This window comes from Streptomyces sp. NBC_00104, assembly GCF_045160825.1.
Lineage (GTDB): Bacteria > Actinomycetota > Actinomycetes > Streptomycetales > Streptomycetaceae > Streptomyces.
In genome coordinates this window covers 2,960,764-2,976,167 of the sequence record NZ_CP108215.1, presented here as the reverse complement: position 1 = coordinate 2,976,167, position 15,404 = coordinate 2,960,764, and the positions used below count along the sequence as shown (strand labels likewise).

The 15,404-nt window shown below is 71.1% G+C and carries 15 protein-coding genes; 10 read left to right on the top strand and 5 right to left on the bottom strand.

All coding sequences use genetic code 11. The features are described from left to right. Positions 1-2: 2 nt before the first annotated feature. Positions 3-1,799, bottom strand: a complete 1,797-nt coding sequence (locus OG272_RS12880) for an AMP-dependent synthetase/ligase (RefSeq protein WP_326583398.1) — start codon at positions 1,797-1,799, stop codon at positions 3-5. A 356-nt stretch (positions 1,800-2,155) separates the two neighbouring features. Here OG272_RS12880 and OG272_RS12875 point away from each other — a divergent pair, with 356 nt between their 5' ends. From OG272_RS12875 to OG272_RS12850, 6 genes are all read left to right on the top strand, one after another. Beyond that, a complete protein-coding gene (locus OG272_RS12875; protein WP_326585862.1) occupies positions 2,156-2,911 on the top strand; it encodes a metallophosphoesterase in 756 nt (251 codons plus the stop codon). Positions 2,912-3,070: 159 nt separating this feature from the next. Then, positions 3,071-3,511: an SRPBCC family protein gene (locus OG272_RS12870; RefSeq protein ID WP_326583400.1), complete on the top strand. Its 441-nt coding sequence runs from the start codon at positions 3,071-3,073 to the stop codon at positions 3,509-3,511. Positions 3,512-3,628: 117 nt separating this feature from the next. Further along, positions 3,629-4,816 carry an ArsA-related P-loop ATPase gene (locus OG272_RS12865; protein ID WP_327730135.1) on the top strand — a complete coding sequence of 396 codons (1,188 nt, stop codon included), beginning with the start codon at positions 3,629-3,631 and terminating at the stop codon, positions 4,814-4,816. A 57-nt stretch (positions 4,817-4,873) separates the two neighbouring features. Further along, positions 4,874-5,413 (top strand): DUF5304 domain-containing protein, encoded by a 540-nt coding sequence (locus tag OG272_RS12860; RefSeq protein WP_327730136.1) that lies wholly within the window; start codon positions 4,874-4,876, stop codon positions 5,411-5,413. Positions 5,414-5,508: 95 nt separating this feature from the next. After that, entirely contained in the window at positions 5,509-6,462 is a 954-nt protein-coding gene (locus tag OG272_RS12855) for an ROK family glucokinase (protein WP_326583403.1), read from the top strand. A 147-nt stretch (positions 6,463-6,609) separates the two neighbouring features. Next, positions 6,610-7,365, top strand: coding sequence for an endonuclease/exonuclease/phosphatase family protein (locus OG272_RS12850; protein WP_326583404.1), 756 nt, complete (start codon positions 6,610-6,612; stop codon positions 7,363-7,365). Here the strand turns inward: OG272_RS12850 and OG272_RS12845 are convergent. The 4 genes from OG272_RS12845 to OG272_RS12830 all read right to left on the bottom strand — a co-directional run bounded on the left by OG272_RS12845 (position 7,362) and on the right by OG272_RS12830 (position 10,907). Beyond that, positions 7,362-8,438 (bottom strand): CU044_5270 family protein, encoded by a 1,077-nt coding sequence (locus OG272_RS12845; protein WP_327730138.1) that lies wholly within the window; start codon positions 8,436-8,438, stop codon positions 7,362-7,364. The genes OG272_RS12850 and OG272_RS12845 overlap by 4 nt on opposite strands. Then, positions 8,431-9,054, bottom strand: a complete 624-nt coding sequence (locus OG272_RS12840) for an RNA polymerase sigma factor (protein ID WP_327730139.1) — start codon at positions 9,052-9,054, stop codon at positions 8,431-8,433. Before OG272_RS12840 ends, OG272_RS12845 begins: the two co-directional genes overlap by 8 nt. Before the next feature lie 247 nt (positions 9,055-9,301). After that, complete coding sequence (locus OG272_RS12835) at positions 9,302-10,021, bottom strand: hypothetical protein (RefSeq protein ID WP_405893327.1); 720 nt, start codon at positions 10,019-10,021, stop codon at positions 9,302-9,304. Next, the gene (locus tag OG272_RS12830; RefSeq protein ID WP_326583405.1) at positions 10,014-10,907 is read right to left on the bottom strand and encodes an alpha/beta fold hydrolase; all 894 of its coding nucleotides are present in this window, start codon (positions 10,905-10,907) and stop codon (positions 10,014-10,016) included. Before OG272_RS12830 ends, OG272_RS12835 begins: the two co-directional genes overlap by 8 nt. Before the next feature lie 244 nt (positions 10,908-11,151). On the opposite strand from OG272_RS12830, the gene OG272_RS12825 reads away from it, so the two are divergent. The 4 genes from OG272_RS12825 to OG272_RS12810 all read left to right on the top strand — a co-directional run bounded on the left by OG272_RS12825 (position 11,152) and on the right by OG272_RS12810 (position 15,348). After that, the gene (locus tag OG272_RS12825; RefSeq protein ID WP_405893325.1) at positions 11,152-11,997 is read left to right on the top strand and encodes a lysophospholipid acyltransferase family protein; all 846 of its coding nucleotides are present in this window, start codon (positions 11,152-11,154) and stop codon (positions 11,995-11,997) included. A 188-nt stretch (positions 11,998-12,185) separates the two neighbouring features. After that, positions 12,186-13,427 carry a MacS family sensor histidine kinase gene (gene macS / locus OG272_RS12820; protein ID WP_326583407.1) on the top strand — a complete coding sequence of 414 codons (1,242 nt, stop codon included), beginning with the start codon at positions 12,186-12,188 and terminating at the stop codon, positions 13,425-13,427. Between the two features lie 80 nt (positions 13,428-13,507). Next, on the top strand, positions 13,508-14,155 hold the full coding sequence (locus OG272_RS12815) for a response regulator transcription factor (protein ID WP_326585864.1): 648 nt from the start codon (positions 13,508-13,510) through the stop codon (positions 14,153-14,155). A 164-nt stretch (positions 14,156-14,319) separates the two neighbouring features. Continuing rightward, positions 14,320-15,348 (top strand): 6-phosphofructokinase, encoded by a 1,029-nt coding sequence (locus tag OG272_RS12810; protein ID WP_326583408.1) that lies wholly within the window; start codon positions 14,320-14,322, stop codon positions 15,346-15,348. Positions 15,349-15,404: the final 56 nt, after the last annotated feature.

Here is a 15,404-nt window from a genome sequence, read left to right as displayed (position 1 = left end):
GGTTACTTCTGGTAGATCGCCTCGACCTCGTCCGCGTAGTCCTTCGCCACCACGTTGCGCTTGAGCTTCAGGGACGGCGTCAGGTGGCCCGACTCCTCCGTGAACTGGGAGGACAGAATGCGGAACTTCCGCACCGATTCCGCCTTCGACACCGCGGCGTTGCCGTCGTCGATCGCGGCCTGGACGGCCGCGTTCAGATCGGCGTCCGCGCTCAGTGACGCCGCGGTGGACCCCGCCGGCTTGCCGTGCTCGGCGGCCCAACGGCCCAGGAACTCCTCGTCGATGGTGATCAGCGCGCCCACGAAGGGCCGCCCGTCGCCCACCACCATGCACTCCGCGACCAGGGCGTGCGCCCGGATACGGTCCTCGATCACGGCCGGGGCGACGTTCTTGCCGCCCGCGGTGACGATGATCTCCTTCTTGCGGCCCGTGATCCGGAGATAGCCGTCCTCGTCGAGGGTGCCGATGTCACCGGTGTGGAACCAGCCGTCGGCCAGCGCCTCCTCGGTCGCACCCGGGTTGTTCCAGTACTCCTTGAACAGGTGCTCGCCGTGCAGCAGCACCTCCCCGTCGTCCGCTATACGGATGACGGAACCCGGCAGCGGCTGTCCGACCGTACCGATCTTCTGCCGGTCCCAGGGGTTGAACGCGGTGGCCGCACAGGACTCCGTCAGGCCGTAGCCCTCCAGGACCGTGAAACCGATGCCCCGGAAGAAGTGGCCCAGACGCTCGCCCAGCGGAGCGCCGCCCGAGATCGCGTACTCGCCCTTGCCGCCGAGCACCGCCCGCAGCTTGCTGTAGACGAGCCTGTCGAACACCTTGTGCTTGATCTTCAGGCCCAGCGCCGGACCCGACGCGCTGTCCAGCGCCTTGCTGTACGCGATCGCCGTGTCCGCGGCCTTGTCGAAGATCTTGCCCTTCCCGTCCGCCTGCGCCTTGGCCCGGGCCGAGTTGTAGACCTTCTCGAACACCCGTGGCACACCGAGGATCAGCGTCGGCCGGAAGGAGGCCAGCTCGTCGGTGAGGTTCTTGATGTCCGGTACGGTGCCCAGCTTGATCGGCGCCATCATCGGCGCGACCTGCACGAGCCGTCCGAAGACGTGTGCGAGCGGGAGGAAGAGCAGCACACTGCACTCGCCGGTACGGAACAGCGGCCGCAGCCGCTCCACCACGTTCCCGCACTCGGCGAAGAAGCTGCGGTGGGTGAGGACGCACCCCTTCGGGCGGCCGGTGGTGCCAGAGGTGTAGACGATGGTCGCCGGGTCGTCGGCCTTGGCCATCGAGCTGCGCTCCTCGACGGCCTGGTCGGTGACGCCCTGGCCGAGGCGGCCCAGCTCCTCCACACCGCCGCCCTCGATCTGCCAGACGTGCTTCAGCGCCGGCAGCCGGTCGCGCACCGACTCGACGGCGGCCGTGTGTACGTCCAGCTCCACGACCACGGCGGTCGCGCCCGAGTCGGCGAGGATCCACTGCACCTGCTCCGGCGAGCTGGTCTCGTACACCGGCACGGTGACCGCGCCGGCCGACCAGATCGCGAAGTCCAGCAGGGTCCACTCGTACCGGGTACGGGACATCAGTGCGACCCGGTCGCCCGGCTGGATCCCGGCGGCGATGAGGCCCTTCGCGGCGGTCCGCACCTCGGCGAGGAACTGGACGGCGTCGACGTCCTGCCAGACGCCGCCCACCTTGCGGGCGATCACGGCGACATCGGGATGCTGCGCGGCGTTTCTACGGACGATGTCCGTCAGATTGCCGTCCGTGGGGACCTCGTACAAAGCCGGAAGGCTGAACTCGCGCAAGACTGCTGCTCCTCATAGGGCGCCGGCGCCACGACTCTGTGTGTGCTGCGACGGTGCGGTCCAAGGTCGGGCGAGCGCTCAGGTCCCACGTGGTTCCTTGGGTCTTACTGGTTGAAAACCTGAGCACAACTGGACTGCCCGGACGTTACCCGCCGGTATGGCTTCTCCGCGAGGGGGGTCCGGCGAGATGTTCTCCGCGTCACACATGCGGGGTTCTCCCGGGAAGAGTAATCCCCCCACTTGCTGACTGGCCAGTAACCGCACGTCCGATCGGCTCTGTTCACGTATGCCGCACACGCCTACGCTTGATCGTCATGGCACGCACACCGGGCGGTAACGGCAGAACGCGCATTCATGTGGTCAGCGACGTGCACGGCAACGCGCGCGACCTGGCCCGAGCGGGTGAGGGCGCCGACGCCCTGGTGTGCCTGGGCGACCTGGTCCTCTTCCTCGACTACGCCGACCACTCCCGCGGCATCTTCCCCGACCTCTTCGGTGCCGGGAACGCCACCCGGCTCGTCGAACTGCGCACCGCCCGGCGGTTCGAGGAGGCGCGCGAACTCGGGGCCCGGCTGTGGGCGGGCGTGGGCGAGGAGCGCTCCGCCGTGATCGAGAAGGCCGTCCGCAAGCAGTACGCCGAGATGTTCGCGGCCTTCCCCGCGCCGACGTACGCCACGTACGGCAATGTCGATATGCCGCGGCTGTGGCCCGAGTACGCGGGTCCGGGGACGACCGTGCTGGACGGCGAGCGGGTGGAGATCGGCGGGTGGGTCTTCGGCTTCGTCGGCGGCGGACTGCGCACCCCCATGCGGACGCCGTACGAGATCAGTGACGAGGAGTACGCCGCCAAGATCGAGGCGGTGGGGGAGGTGGACGTGCTCTGCACGCACATCCCGCCGGAGGTTCCCGAGCTGGTGTACGACACGGTGGCGCGCCGTTTCGAGCGGGGGAGCCGGGCACTGCTGGACGCGATCCGCCGGACCCGGCCCCGGTACTCGCTGTTCGGGCACGTCCACCAGCCGTTGGCGCGGCGGATGCGGATCGGGGCGACGGAGTGCGTGAACGTGGGGCACTTCGCCGGGACCGGGAGGCCGTGGGCGTTGGAGTGGTGAGCGCACGGGCGGGGGTGAACCTCGGATGTGGGTGAACCTCTGATGGGGGTGAACCTCGGACGGGGTGACGAGGGTTCGGCCGGCGCGCGGTAGCCTTCACGCTGCACATACGTGCGCACCCACCTCCCTCACCGGACAGTCTCTGGAGGAGCCACGGCGATGGCGGAATTCACCAGTTCGAGCATCACGATCGAGGCTGCGGCGGCCGACGTCATGGGAGTGATCGCCGACTTCGCCCGCTACCCGGACTGGACGGGAGAGGTGAAGGAGGCGGAGGTGCTGGAGACCGACGGTCAGGGCCGCGCCGAGCAGGTCCGGCTCGTCATGGACGCGGGCGCGATCAAGGACGACCAGACGCTGGCGTACACCTGGTCCGGGGCGAACGAGGTGTCCTGGACGCTGGTCAAGTCCCAGATGCTCCGTTCCCTCGACGGGTCCTACATCCTGAAGCCGGTCGGCGACTCGGTGACCGAGGTGACCTACCAGCTGACCGTCGACGTCAAGATCCCCATGCTCGGGATGATCAAGCGCAAGGCGGAGAAGGTCATCATCGACCGGGCGCTGGCAGGTCTGAAGAAGCGCGTCGAGTCCGGCGCGTAGCGGTCGGCGCGGCGGCGCCCCGTCAGCACCGGTGAGGGCCTCCCGCCCCCGGCCGGTGCCGCCGCCGGGCGCTCACGCGGCGTCGGGGTGGGCGTCGCTGGGTTACCGTTCACCCTCATGCGCACCATCCTGATCACCGGGCAAGGCGGCAGCGGCCGTACGACGGTCGCGGCGGCCATGGGGCTCGAGGCAGCCCGCGAGGGCTCGCGGACGCTCGTGCTGAGCGCCGACCGGGTCGACAGCCTGGGGGCGGTGCTCGGGGTGGCGACCGGGGCGGAGCCCGTCCGGGTCACGTCGCATCTCACCGCCTGGCGGCCCGATGCCGCGGCGGGCTTCCGGGAGGATCTCGTCGCCTTCCAGGAGCGGGCCACGTCCGTGCTCGATCTGCTGGGGGCGGGACGGCTGGACGCCGAGGAGCTCACGCCCCTCCCCGGCGCCGAGGAGCTTGCCCTGCTGCGGGCGTTGCGCGACGCCGCGCTGTCGGAGGCGTACGACCTGCTCGTCGTCGATCTGCCGCCCGTGCCGCAGGCACTCGCGCTGCTCGGTCTCCCGGAGGAACTGCGACGGTATCTGCGACGGCTGCTCCCGCCCGAGCGGCAGGCGGCCCGTGCGCTGCGGCCGGTCCTCGGGCGGCTCGCCGGAGTGCCGATGCCCGCCGAGTGGCTGTACGAGACGGCCGCCCGCTGGGACGTCGAGCTGGCCGCAGTCGCCGCGGTCGTCGAGGACCCGCGGACGAGTGTGCGGCTGGTCGTGGAGCCGGGCCCGGCCGGCGCCGACCACGTGCGCCTCGCGAGCGTCGGACTCGCCCTGCGAGCCCTCCCCGTCGACATGCTGATCGCCAACCGCGTCCTGCCCGAGGGCACGCACGACACCTGGCTCGCCGGTCTCGTCGCCCAGCAGCGCAAGGCGCTGGAGGAGTGGGAGGAGGGCCCCTCGACACGAGAGGCCCGTCCCGTACGGGCCGTCGCCCACCTCGGGCACGACCCCCGCGGCGTCGACGACCTCGCCGCCCTCGGCGTCCCCGGTGCGGGTGACGCTCCCGCCCGCGTCGCGTGGCCCGTCACCGACAACCTCGGGGACGAAGGCGTGCTCGTGTGGCACGTCCCGCTGCCCGGCGCGGTACGGGACGAGCTGGATCTCGTCCGGCGCGGCGACGAGTTGGTCGTCACGGCGGGGCAGTTCCGCCGTATCGTGCCGCTGCCGTCGGCGCTGCGCCGCTGCACGGTCGACGGCGCGGCCCTGCGCGACGGCTCCCTGAGGATCCGTTTCGCGCCGGACCCGCGGTTGTGGCCCCGGACGCGGTGAACCGTATACGCCCGTTCGGGTAACGTCGAAGGTACGAACCGTAGGCAGGAGCCCGCCATGAGCGAAGAGCGCCCCACGTCCGACGCCGCTGGGGAGGACGCGGCCGAAGAGGCGCGGACGGCCGACGAGGTGCGCACGAGTGATCGGCAGCGCACCAGCGACCGGGTGCGCGCCACCGACGCCGACGCCTGGGCGACGGCGTGCGAGGAGGACCTCGTCGCGGAGAAGGCCCGCCGCCGGGCGCGGTACGGTCCGCCGCCGGGCTCGGCCGCCGAGGAACTGCGCAAGCTGGTCGACACCGTCGCGGACAAGCTCTCCGGGCTCCAGTCGCCGCTGCTCGGCGCAGTCGCCGGGGGTGCGGCCCAGCAGATGGTCAACCAGGTGGTCCGGCAGGCCAAGGCCGCCGTCGAACCCGTCATCGAACGCAACCCGGACGTCTTCGACCATCTCGCCGCCGCGGGCGGCGAACTGCTCGCCGCGTACCGCTCCGCGGTCGAGGCCCAGGAGCGACGCTGGACGAACCGGGACACCGCTCACCGGGAAGGTCGCGACCAGGGCGACGATCCGGGCCCCGGAGAGCGCATCGACCTGGACTGACACCGGGTCCGTCCGCCCGGCGGACGTCGGGAGTCCCGGGGCGGGGCCTCGGGTACGGTTGGCCGTAGCGGGGCTCGACCGAAACTGAGGGATTCATGGGACTCACCATCGGCGTCGACATCGGCGGAACCAAGATCGCGGCCGGTGTGGTCGACGAGGAAGGCAACATCCTCTCGACCCACAAGGTGCCGACCCCGGGCACGCCCGAGGGGATCGTGGACGCCATCGCCGCCGCCGTCGAGGGCGCGCGAGCCGGACACGAGATCGTCGGTGTCGGCATCGGCGCGGCCGGTTACGTCAACCGTCAGCGGTCGACGGTCTACTTCGCCCCCAACATCGACTGGCGCAACGAGCCGCTCAAGGAGAAGGTCGAGGCCCGCGTGGGCCTGCCGGTCGTCGTGGAGAACGACGCCAACGCGGCCGCCTGGGGCGAGTACAAGTTCGGCGCCGGCAAGGGCCACCGCAACGTCATCTGCATCACTCTCGGCACCGGCCTCGGCGGCGGCATCATCATCGGCAACAAGCTGCGCCGCGGCCACTACGGCGTCGCCGCCGAGTTCGGCCACATCCGCATGGTTCCGGACGGCCTGCTCTGCGGCTGCGGCTCGCAGGGCTGCTGGGAGCAGTACGCGTCGGGCCGGGCGCTCGTCCGCTACGCCAAGCAGCGCGCCAACGCCACCCCCGAGAACGCCGAGCTCCTCCTCGGTCTCGGCGACGGCACGCCCGACGGCATCGAGGGCAAGCACATCTCCATGGCCGCCCGCCAGGGCGATCCCGTCGCCGTCGACTCCTACCGCGAACTCGCCCGCTGGGCCGGCGCGGGCCTCGCCGACCTCGCCTCCCTCTTCGACCCGTCGGCGTTCATCGTGGGCGGCGGCCTGTCGGACGAGGGCGAACTGGTCCTCGACCCCATCCGCAAGTCCTACAAGCGCTGGCTCGTAGGCGGCAACTGGCGCCCGGTGGCCGAGGTCATCGCCGCCCAACTGGGCAACGAGGCGGGCCTGGTGGGCGCGGCGGACCTGGCGAGAGAACCCGACCCGATCATGTAGACACCGGTCGACGTCCCCGCGCCCCGTTCTCAGGGGCGCGGGGCTGCGTCGACATGCGGCTCCGCCGCGTGGGCGCGGACAACCACGACGCACCGGCAGTCGCAAACGGACAAATGCACCCGGGTTCTTAGGCGTATCTTGATCCGTATGGCGATGAACCCGCTGCCCAACTCCCGCACGAACCCCGACGGTTCGGCAACGATCCGCGTCCTCAGCTACAACATCCGCTCCATGCGGGACGACACGGACGCCCTCGCCCGAGTGATCACCGCCTGCGCCCCCGACCTGGTCCTCATCCAGGAAGCCCCCCGCTTCTTCCGCTGGCGCAAGAAACTCGCCAGGCTCGCCGCGGCCTCCCACCTGGTCACCCTCTCCGGCGGCGCCACCGCCTCCGGCCCGGCCCTGCTGTGCGGCCTGCGCGCCACGGTCGAGCACACCGAGGACGTGCTCCTGCCGCTCACCCCCGGCCTGCACCGACGCGGCTTCGCCACCGCGGTGGTCCGCTTCGGCCGCGCCCGGCTCGGTGTCCTGTCCTGCCACCTCTCCCTGCACAAGGACGAGCGGTACGAACAGGGTGGCCTGCTCCTCGACCACCTGGCCGGCCTGGGCGTGACGCACGCGGTCGCGGGCGGCGACCTCAACGAACGCCCGGACGGCCGCACGTTCCGCCGCCTGGCCGGTGAACTCCAGGACTGCTGGACCACCACCCCCTGGGGCGGCGAGTACAGCTCCACCCCCACCGACCCCCACCAGCGGATCGACGCGATCCTGGCCACCCCCGGCATCGAGGTACTCGGCTGCGGTGTCCCCCTCGACCACCCCGGCATCACCGAGGACGACCTGAGGGCGGCCACGGACCACCTGCCGGTCCTGGCCGCCCTCAGAGTGCCCGCGGAGTCCTAGCCCGCCGAGTCCTGGCCCGCCGCGGACGGGTGCTGCTTGACCTTGTCGACGATCGCCCAGCTGTCCAGGTACGAGAGCTGGGTGTACCGCTTGATGCCCTTACCGTCGCCCGAGGTGCGCTCGTCACGGAAGCCGAGGAACGCGTACGTCACCGGGTCGAAGATGAAGTAGCTGTCGTAGCCCGGCGCCCCCTCGGGACGGGTGGGGTCGTCGTACGTGATGGCCACGCCGACCCGGCCCTTCGCGTCCTTCTGGTTCGGCAGCGCCTTGACACCCGGCACCATCCCGAGCGCCTCGTAGGCCGCGGGGCGCAGCCCCTCGGGCATCACCGGGACCAGCTTGAGCAGCCCGGCGAGGCTGAAGTGGATGTGCGACCACTCCTGGTCGGTGATCTTGTCCAGCGAGGTGTTCTTCGCATCGGGCGCGAAACCCACGTTCTGGAGCGCGAGAATCAGCTGATCCGGGTCGGTCGGGAGCTTCTGCAGCGTGCCCCAGTCCTTCGGTGGCCAGCTGGTCTGGTTCTCCTCGTTCGGTGGCGCCCACCACCCCTTGCCGATCTCCATGATCCAGGACCGCTGGGAGCCGTCCACGGAGCGCCAGATCTCGTCGACGTGGGTCTTCGTCTTCCCCGTCTTCTGGTTGGTCTCCTTGATGATCTCCTTGGTGTAGATGAACTGGTCGTCCCGAGGACTGACGACCTTGTCGTTCTTCCGCGCGTACGAGGCCGCTCCGTTGAGCACGGTCCGCGCGCTGACGTTCCGCATGTGCGGCAGGTTCTTCACCGGCGGCGTAGCGGTCCCGTCCCGGCCGTCGTCGTGCTGCACGGTGACCAGGACACCGGCCGTGACCGCGGCGGCGACCACACCGGCCAGGGCGATACGCAGGACCGGGCGACGGCGGACCGGACGATCGGGCCCGATCGTCCTGCGAGCCGCCCGGTCCGCACCGGGTGCGGTGATCGTGGCGAGCAGGCGGGCGCGCCCCCGCCGTCGGGTCTCGTCGTCCAGCGGGGGAGCGCCCGCGTCGAAGTCGGCCAGGTCCCGCAGGTCCCGCAGCTCGTCGATGTCACGCATGGGCGTCTGCCTCTCGGAAAGCGGTCGGATCGGATCCGCCCAGTGCTTCGCGCAATCTGCCGCGAGCCCGGTTCAGCCGGGATCTGATCGTGCCGACGGGCACGTCGAGGGCCTGGGCCGCCTCCTCGTAGTCGAGGCCGGCCCAGGCCACCAGCAGCACCACGTCGCGGTGCCGGGCGGACAGCCCGGCCAGCGCGGCCGCCAGCTCCCGGCGCACCCCCGTGGCACCGGCCCTGGCGACCGCCCGGTCAGCGACCGGCTCCTCGTGCTCCACCGGCTCCGGCAGCCGGGCCAGCGCCTTGAAGCGGCGCGCCTCGGCCCGGCGGTGCCGGCCCACGAGGTTGGTGGCGATACCGAACAGCCAGGGGCGGGCGTCGGGCCGCCCCGGCTCGTAGGTGTGCCGCCGCTGGAAGGCGGTGACGAAGGTCTCCGCCATCAGATCCTCCGCCGCCTCGGGACCCAGCCGCCGTGCCGCGTAACGGTGCACGGCGTCGGCATGCCGGTCGTAGAGGACGGCGAACAGTTCGGGCTCGTCCCGGGACCGCTCGATCACGCGGGCATCACTCTCCTCGCGATCCCTGTCGCGGGTGCCGACGCCCGGTGGTCCGACGGTCATCGGGGCTCCTCTCGTTCGTCTGAACGCCTCGAAGGCTTGGGCACGTTCGGGTCGTGCACCCGTACTTCTCGTGCACCCGTACTTCGCCGTTCACCGGAATCGAGTTCCATTCCGCCGTACGCGGCCGGCGTGACGCCACGCCACGCCACGCCACGCCACTCGACTCGACTCGGCTCGGCGCGACGCAAGGGCGAGGGCCCGCCCGGAACGTTCCCGGGCGGGCCCTCGTACGGCTGCGGTGGTGGGGTCAGACGACCGCGCCGCGGCCCGGGTCGTCGTCCTCGTCGTCGTCGCCGTTCATCCGCATCACCAGCGTGGCGAAGCCGCCGAGGAAGCCGCCGATGCCGAGGGTGGTGAGCCACCAGGTCATCTCCCACCGGAGCAGGACGGCGAGCAGCAGCAGGACGGGACCGCCGACCACTCCCAGCCAGGCGAACTTGGCGGTCGTGTCCGCCTCCGGCAGCGGGGGCGGCTCGGGTGGCACGAAGTGGCCCTCGTCGTCCTCGTCGTCGGAGTCCCCGTCCTCCTTGTCCGGGTCCTCGCCGACCGGATCGGGCACGCTGTAGTCGCGGGGACCCGAGCCGATGCCGGGTGCGAACGCGACCGAGCTGCCCAGCGGCCTGGGGGCCGCGGGGCCGGCGGCGGCATCGGGGGCCTTGTCCGCGGAGTCCTCCGGCTCGGCCTCCAGCAGAGCCAGGTCCTCCACCGACTTGAACGGCTTGGCGCCCGGCGGGTCCGGCGGCTCCGTGCCGAACCCGGCGACGATGGCCCGCCACGCGGCGTCCTCGTCGAACGGCACGTGCTGCTCCTCGCCCACGTGCTGCTCCTCGCCCGCGGACTCGCCGGACGAGGAGCCTGTGGAGCTGCCCGAGGAGCCGCCCGGGGAGTCGCCCCGCGAGTCGCCGTGGCGCTCGCCGAGGGGCGCTCCCTTCTCCTCCGGCTCACGCTCGGAGTCGTGCTCAGCCACCAGTGGCCGTCCCTTCCCTCTGCCCCAAGGATCCCGGACCGATCTGCTCCGCGGACCCCGAATCAGACTGCTGTACGGATTCCGCGTCGGACTCCTTCACGTGTGCCGCCCCGGACTCCGTCACGTGTTCCGCACCGGGCCCCGTCACGAGCCGGGTGACGAACGCGTGGCTCTCCTCGAAGATCCGGTCCGCGTCGTGGTCCAACGTCGCGACATGGTGGCTCTGTTCCAGCAGGATCTCCGTGACGTCCGTCGACGACACCCGGCCGAGGACGCGCTCGGAGTCGACGGGCGGCACCACATGGTCCCGCGGACTGTGCAGCAGCAGCAACGGCTGGGTGACCTGGGGCAGTTCACCGTCGACGAGACGGAGGAAGTTACGCAGCGAGTGCGCCGCGTGCAGCGGCACATGGCTGTACCCCAGCTCCTCGACTCCCTCCTTCGCGATGTCGCTGGTGATCCCCTTGGTGGTGGGGACGAAGTGCCGGAGCAGGGGGAGGGCGTGCGCGGCCGGGCCGTGCACCTTGTTCGCCGGGTTGACGACCATCACGCCGGCGACCGCGTCCCCGTGCTTCGCGGCCAGCCGCAGCGCCAGCGCGCCGCCCATGGACAGCCCCGCCACGAAGACGTGCGCACAGCGCTCGCGCAGGGTCCGCAGCTCGCGGTCCACCTCCGCGTACCAGTCCTGCCAGCCCGTCGGGCGCAGGTCCTCCCAGCGGGTGCCGTGTCCCGGCAGCAGGGGCAGCGCGACGGTCAGTCCGCGCGCGGCGAGATACTCCGCCCAGGGGCGCAGCGACTGCGGGGACCCGGTGAAACCGTGGCAGAGGAGGACTCCGACCTCCCCGCCCTCGTGGTGATACGGCTCGGCTCCAGGAAGGACCGGCACGGTTCGGTCTCCTGTTCATGAGGAAGGTGTGAATGAGTCTGGATGTACTTCACCGTACGCGACCGCACTGACACCGACCAGGGGCTTCGCGCGGTGGAGGGCGGGTGAAGAAGCCGGTGGGGGGACGGGTGCGGACCGTGCGGGGCGCCCGACACCGGTCGGACCTGTCGGACTCTCCCTCGGGCATCCGGGTTAAGGTCTCATCCACGGATCACAGAGAGGCACTCGGTTGTTGTACGGCGCGATGAAGGTCGCTATCGGGGGACCGCTCAAGGTCACCTTCAGGCCCTGGGTGGAGGGCCTGGAGAACATTCCGGCCGAGGGCGCCGCGATCCTCGCGAGCAACCACCTCTCCTTCTCGGACTCGTTCTTCCTGCCCGCGGTCCTCGACCGCAAGGTCACGTTCATCGCGAAGGCCGAGTACTTCACCACCCCCGGCCTCAAGGGCAAGCTGACGGCCGCCTTCTTCAAGGGCGTCGGCCAGCTCCCCGTGGACCGTTCAGGCGCGCGGGGAGCGGGAGAGGCCGCCATCAGGAGCGGCATACAGGTCATCGAGAGCGGTGAGCTCTTCGGCATCTACCCCGAGGGCACCCGCTCGCCCGACGGCCAGCTCTACCGCGGCAAACCCGGCGGCCTCGCCCGCGTGGCCCTCGCCACCGGCGCGCCCGTCATCCCCGTCGCCATGATCGACACGGAGAAGATCCAGCCTCCGGGCAAGGTCCTGCCCAAGGTCATGCGCCCCGGCATCCGGATCGGCAAGCCCCTCGACTTCAGCCGCTACCAGGGCATGGAGCACGACCGCTTCGTCCTGCGGGCGCTGACCGACGAGGTCATGTACGAGATCATGAAGCTCTCCGGCCAGGAGTACGTCGACATCTACGCGACCGCCGCCAAGCGGCAGATCACGGACGCGGCCAAGGCCGAGAAGGAGGCCGACAAGGCCGCCAAGGCCGCCCTCGCCAAGGCCGAGAAGGAACGGACGGCCAAGGAGCAGACGGTCAGGGAACAGAAGGAACAGGCGGCCAAGGAACAGGCGGCCAAGGAGCAGGCGGAGGAGACCCGAGCGGACAGGGACCGCCCGGCTTCGTAACGGCCGCTTTCCCGGGTACGGTCACGTTCCCGGAGGCGTCTGCCGGGGGCTGTCGGAGGTGTCTGTCGGGGGTGCCTGGTGGCGAGTGCGCCGAAGGGGCGCGCGGGCCCGCGGGTCGAGCAGGATCACCGCACGACACAGGCTTCGGCGCCCCGGAGGCGGCCTGGGCCGAAAAACAGGGGGGGGACATGCCGAAGCTTGAGCGGGTCATGACGATGTCGGTCGAGCAGCCGTTGTGGCGTGCCCTCACCGGCTACCGGGTTCTGACGATGATCTACGCGGTCGGCCTCTTCGTCAGCGCGTACGACAAGTTCGAGCGCCCCTGGTTGGCCGTCGCCTACTTCGCGGTGCTGGCCGGCTGGACGCTGGTGACCCTGCCCAAGGTCGCGGGCGCGGCCAGCTGCACCAAGCGGTTCCTCGCCGCCGACCTCACCATCGCGATCGTCGGCATCCTGCTCACCCGGCTCGCCGACTCGACCGCGCGGGTGGAGGCCGGAGGCCCCACGCTGCCGTCGATATGGACCGCCGGCGCCGTCCTCGCCTTCGCCATCAAGGGCGGCTGGCGCTGGGCCGCGTTCGCCTCCACGCTCGTCGCCGTCGCCAACCTGATCCACCGGGGCGCCCCCACCCGCGACACCATCCACAACGTGCTGCTGGTCTGGGTCGCCTCCATCGCCATCGGTTACGTCGTCGAGGTCGCCCGCGCCTCCGAGCGCACCCTCGCCCGCGCCCTGGAGATCGAGGCCGCCACCCGCGAACGGGAACGCCTCGCCCGGGACATCCACGACGGCGTCCTCCAGGTCCTCGCCATGGTCCAGCGGCGCGGCACCGCCCTGGGCGGCGAGGCCGCCGAGCTGGGCCGGATGGCGGGCGAGCAGGAGGTCGCCCTGCGCACCCTGGTCTCCGGTGGCCTGGTTCCCGTCTCCCGCGTCTCGGAGGACGCGGCCCAGGGAGCGCTCGTACGGGCGGTGGACGAACCGGACGCGGCGGACGACGGGGGCCCCGTGGACCTGCGCGCCCTCCTCGCCCCGTACGCCGGCGCGCTGGTCACCTTCTCCGAGCCCGGCGGCCCGGTCCCGCTCGTCCCGCAGGCCGCCCGCGAGCTGGCGGCGGCCGTGGGCGCCGCCCTGGACAATGTGCGCGAGCACGCGGGAGACGGGGCCCGGGCCTGGATCCTGGTCGAGGACTGGCCGGACGAGATCATCGTGACCGTACGGGACGACGGCCCCGGCATCCCCGAGGGCCGGCTCGCCCAGGCCGAGGGCGAGGGCCGGCTCGGGGTGGCCCTCTCCATCCGGGGACGGCTGCGCGACATCGGCGGCACGGCCGAACTGATCTCGGTGCCGGGACAGGGCACGGAAGTCGAACTGAAGGTACCCAGGGCCGCGGAAGGGCCGAAGGGCGTACGGGGGAAGGCGGAGAAGCGGTGACGGAGAGCGTGGAGAGTGTGGAGAACGGCGGACCGGCGGACGGACGGGCGCAGCCCGGCGGAAGCGGACCGATCAAGGTCATGGTGGTCGACGACCACCCCATGTGGCGCGATGCCGTCGCCCGCGACCTGGCCGAGTCCGGCTTCGACGTGGTCGCCACGGCGGGCGACGGCGAGCAGGCGGTGCGGCGCGCCCACGCCGCCGCACCGGACGTCCTCGTACTGGACCTGAACCTGCCCGCGAAGCCGGGGGTGCAGGTCTGCAAGGAACTGGTCGGCGCGAACCCGGCGTTGCGGGTGCTGGTCCTGTCGGCGAGCGGTGAGCACGCGGACGTCCTGGAGGCGGTGAAGTCCGGCGCGACCGGCTATCTGCTGAAGTCCGCCTCGACCGAGGAGCTGATCGACGCCGTACGCCGCACGGCGGTCGGCGACCCCGTCTTCACCCCCGGCCTCGCCGGCCTGGTCCTCGGCGAGTACCGCCGTCTCGCCTCCGAGCCCGTCCCCGCGCCGGGCGTCGACGAGCCCAAGGCGCCGCAACTCACCGACCGCGAGACCGAGGTGCTCCGGCTCGTCGCCAAGGGCCTGAGCTACAAGCAGATCGCCGAACGCCTCGTCATCTCGCACCGCACGGTCCAGAACCACGTCCAGAACACCCTCGGCAAGCTCCAGCTGCACAACCGGGTGGAACTGGTCCGCTATGCCATAGAGCGCGGTCTCGACGACGAGTAAACGTGATGAACCACCCCATAGAGTGAAGGGAGTTTGATCAACTCCGGTCAACTCCCCCTCAATCGGCCGCAATTCGCCGGAATTGACCTCCCGTGCATGCCGACGTGACCTGGATCACTATTAGCGTGGCCCTCACCAGGCAACCTCGGCGAAGGGACATTTCCATGCGCGTCGGAGTACTGACCGGAGGCGGCGACTGCCCCGGGCTCAACGCCGTCATCCGGGGCGTCGTCCGCAAGGGCGTGCAGGAGTACGGCTACGACTTCGTCGGCTTCCGGGACGGCTGGCGGGGTCCGCTCGAGAACGACACCGTCCGCCTCGACATCCCCGCCGTGCGCGGCATCCTGCCCCGCGGCGGCACCATCCTCGGCTCCTCGCGCACCAACCCGCTCAAGCAGGAGAACGGCATCCGCCGTATCAAGGACAACCTCGCCAAGCAGGAGGTCGAGGCGCTCATCGCCATCGGCGGCGAGGACACGCTCGGTGTGGCAGCGCGCCTGTCGGACGAGTACGGCGTGCCGTGCGTGGGCGTCCCGAAGACCATCGACAACGACCTCTCCGCCACGGACTACACCTTCGGCTTCGACACGGCGGTGGGCATCGCCACGGAGGCCATCGACCGCCTGCACACCACCGCCGAGTCCCACATGCGCGTCCTGGTGGTGGAGGTGATGGGACGTCACGCCGGCTGGATCGCCATCCACTCCGGCCTGGCCGGCGGCGCCAACGTCATCCTCATCCCCGAGCAGCGCTTCGACGTCGACAAGGTGTGCGCCTGGGTGACGTCCCGCTTCAAGGCCTCGTACGCGCCGATCGTGGTCGTCGCGGAGGGCGCCATGCCGAAGGACGGCGAGATGGTCCTCAAGGACGGCTCACTCGACTCCTTCGGGCACGTCCGCCTCTCCGGCGTGGGCGAGTGGCTGGCCAAGGAGATCGAGAGGCGGACGGGCAAGGAAGCCCGCACGACCGTCCTCGGTCACGTTCAGCGCGGCGGCACCCCCTCCGCGTTCGACCGCTGGCTAGCCACCCGCTTCGGCCTCCACGCCATCGACGCCGTCCACGACCGCGACTTCGGCAAGATGGTCGCCCTGCGCGGCACCGACATCATCCGCGTCCCCATCGCCGACGCGACGGCGAGGCTGAAGACGGTGGATCCCAAGCTCTACGAGGAGGTCGGCGTCTTCTTCGGCTGAGGCTGAGGCTGACGCGGGAGGGGGGTGGGGGCGCGGGGAACTGCGCGAGAAGCCCC

Bases quoted from the DNA above. Each gene is read 5' to 3' on its own strand.
- OG272_RS12860 (WP_327730136.1), top strand. From the start codon at position 4,874: ATGAGCGAAGAGCGCCCCACGTCCGACGCCGCTGGGGAGGACGCGGCC.
- macS (WP_326583407.1), top strand. From the start codon at position 12,186: ATGCCGAAGCTTGAGCGGGTCATGACGATGTCGGTCGAGCAGCCGTTG.
- OG272_RS12855 (WP_326583403.1), top strand. From the start codon at position 5,509: ATGGGACTCACCATCGGCGTCGACATCGGCGGAACCAAGATCGCGGCC.
- OG272_RS12870 (WP_326583400.1), top strand. From the start codon at position 3,071: ATGGCGGAATTCACCAGTTCGAGCATCACGATCGAGGCTGCGGCGGCC.
- OG272_RS12865 (WP_327730135.1), top strand. From the start codon at position 3,629: ATGCGCACCATCCTGATCACCGGGCAAGGCGGCAGCGGCCGTACGACG.
- OG272_RS12825 (WP_405893325.1), top strand. From the start codon at position 11,152: ATGAAGGTCGCTATCGGGGGACCGCTCAAGGTCACCTTCAGGCCCTGG.
- OG272_RS12850 (WP_326583404.1), top strand. From the start codon at position 6,610: ATGGCGATGAACCCGCTGCCCAACTCCCGCACGAACCCCGACGGTTCG.
- OG272_RS12810 (WP_326583408.1), top strand. From the start codon at position 14,320: ATGCGCGTCGGAGTACTGACCGGAGGCGGCGACTGCCCCGGGCTCAAC.
- OG272_RS12840 (WP_327730139.1), bottom strand. From the start codon at position 9,054: ATGACCGTCGGACCACCGGGCGTCGGCACCCGCGACAGGGATCGCGAG.
- OG272_RS12815 (WP_326585864.1), top strand. From the start codon at position 13,508: ATGGTGGTCGACGACCACCCCATGTGGCGCGATGCCGTCGCCCGCGAC.
- OG272_RS12845 (WP_327730138.1), bottom strand. From the start codon at position 8,438: ATGCGTGACATCGACGAGCTGCGGGACCTGCGGGACCTGGCCGACTTC.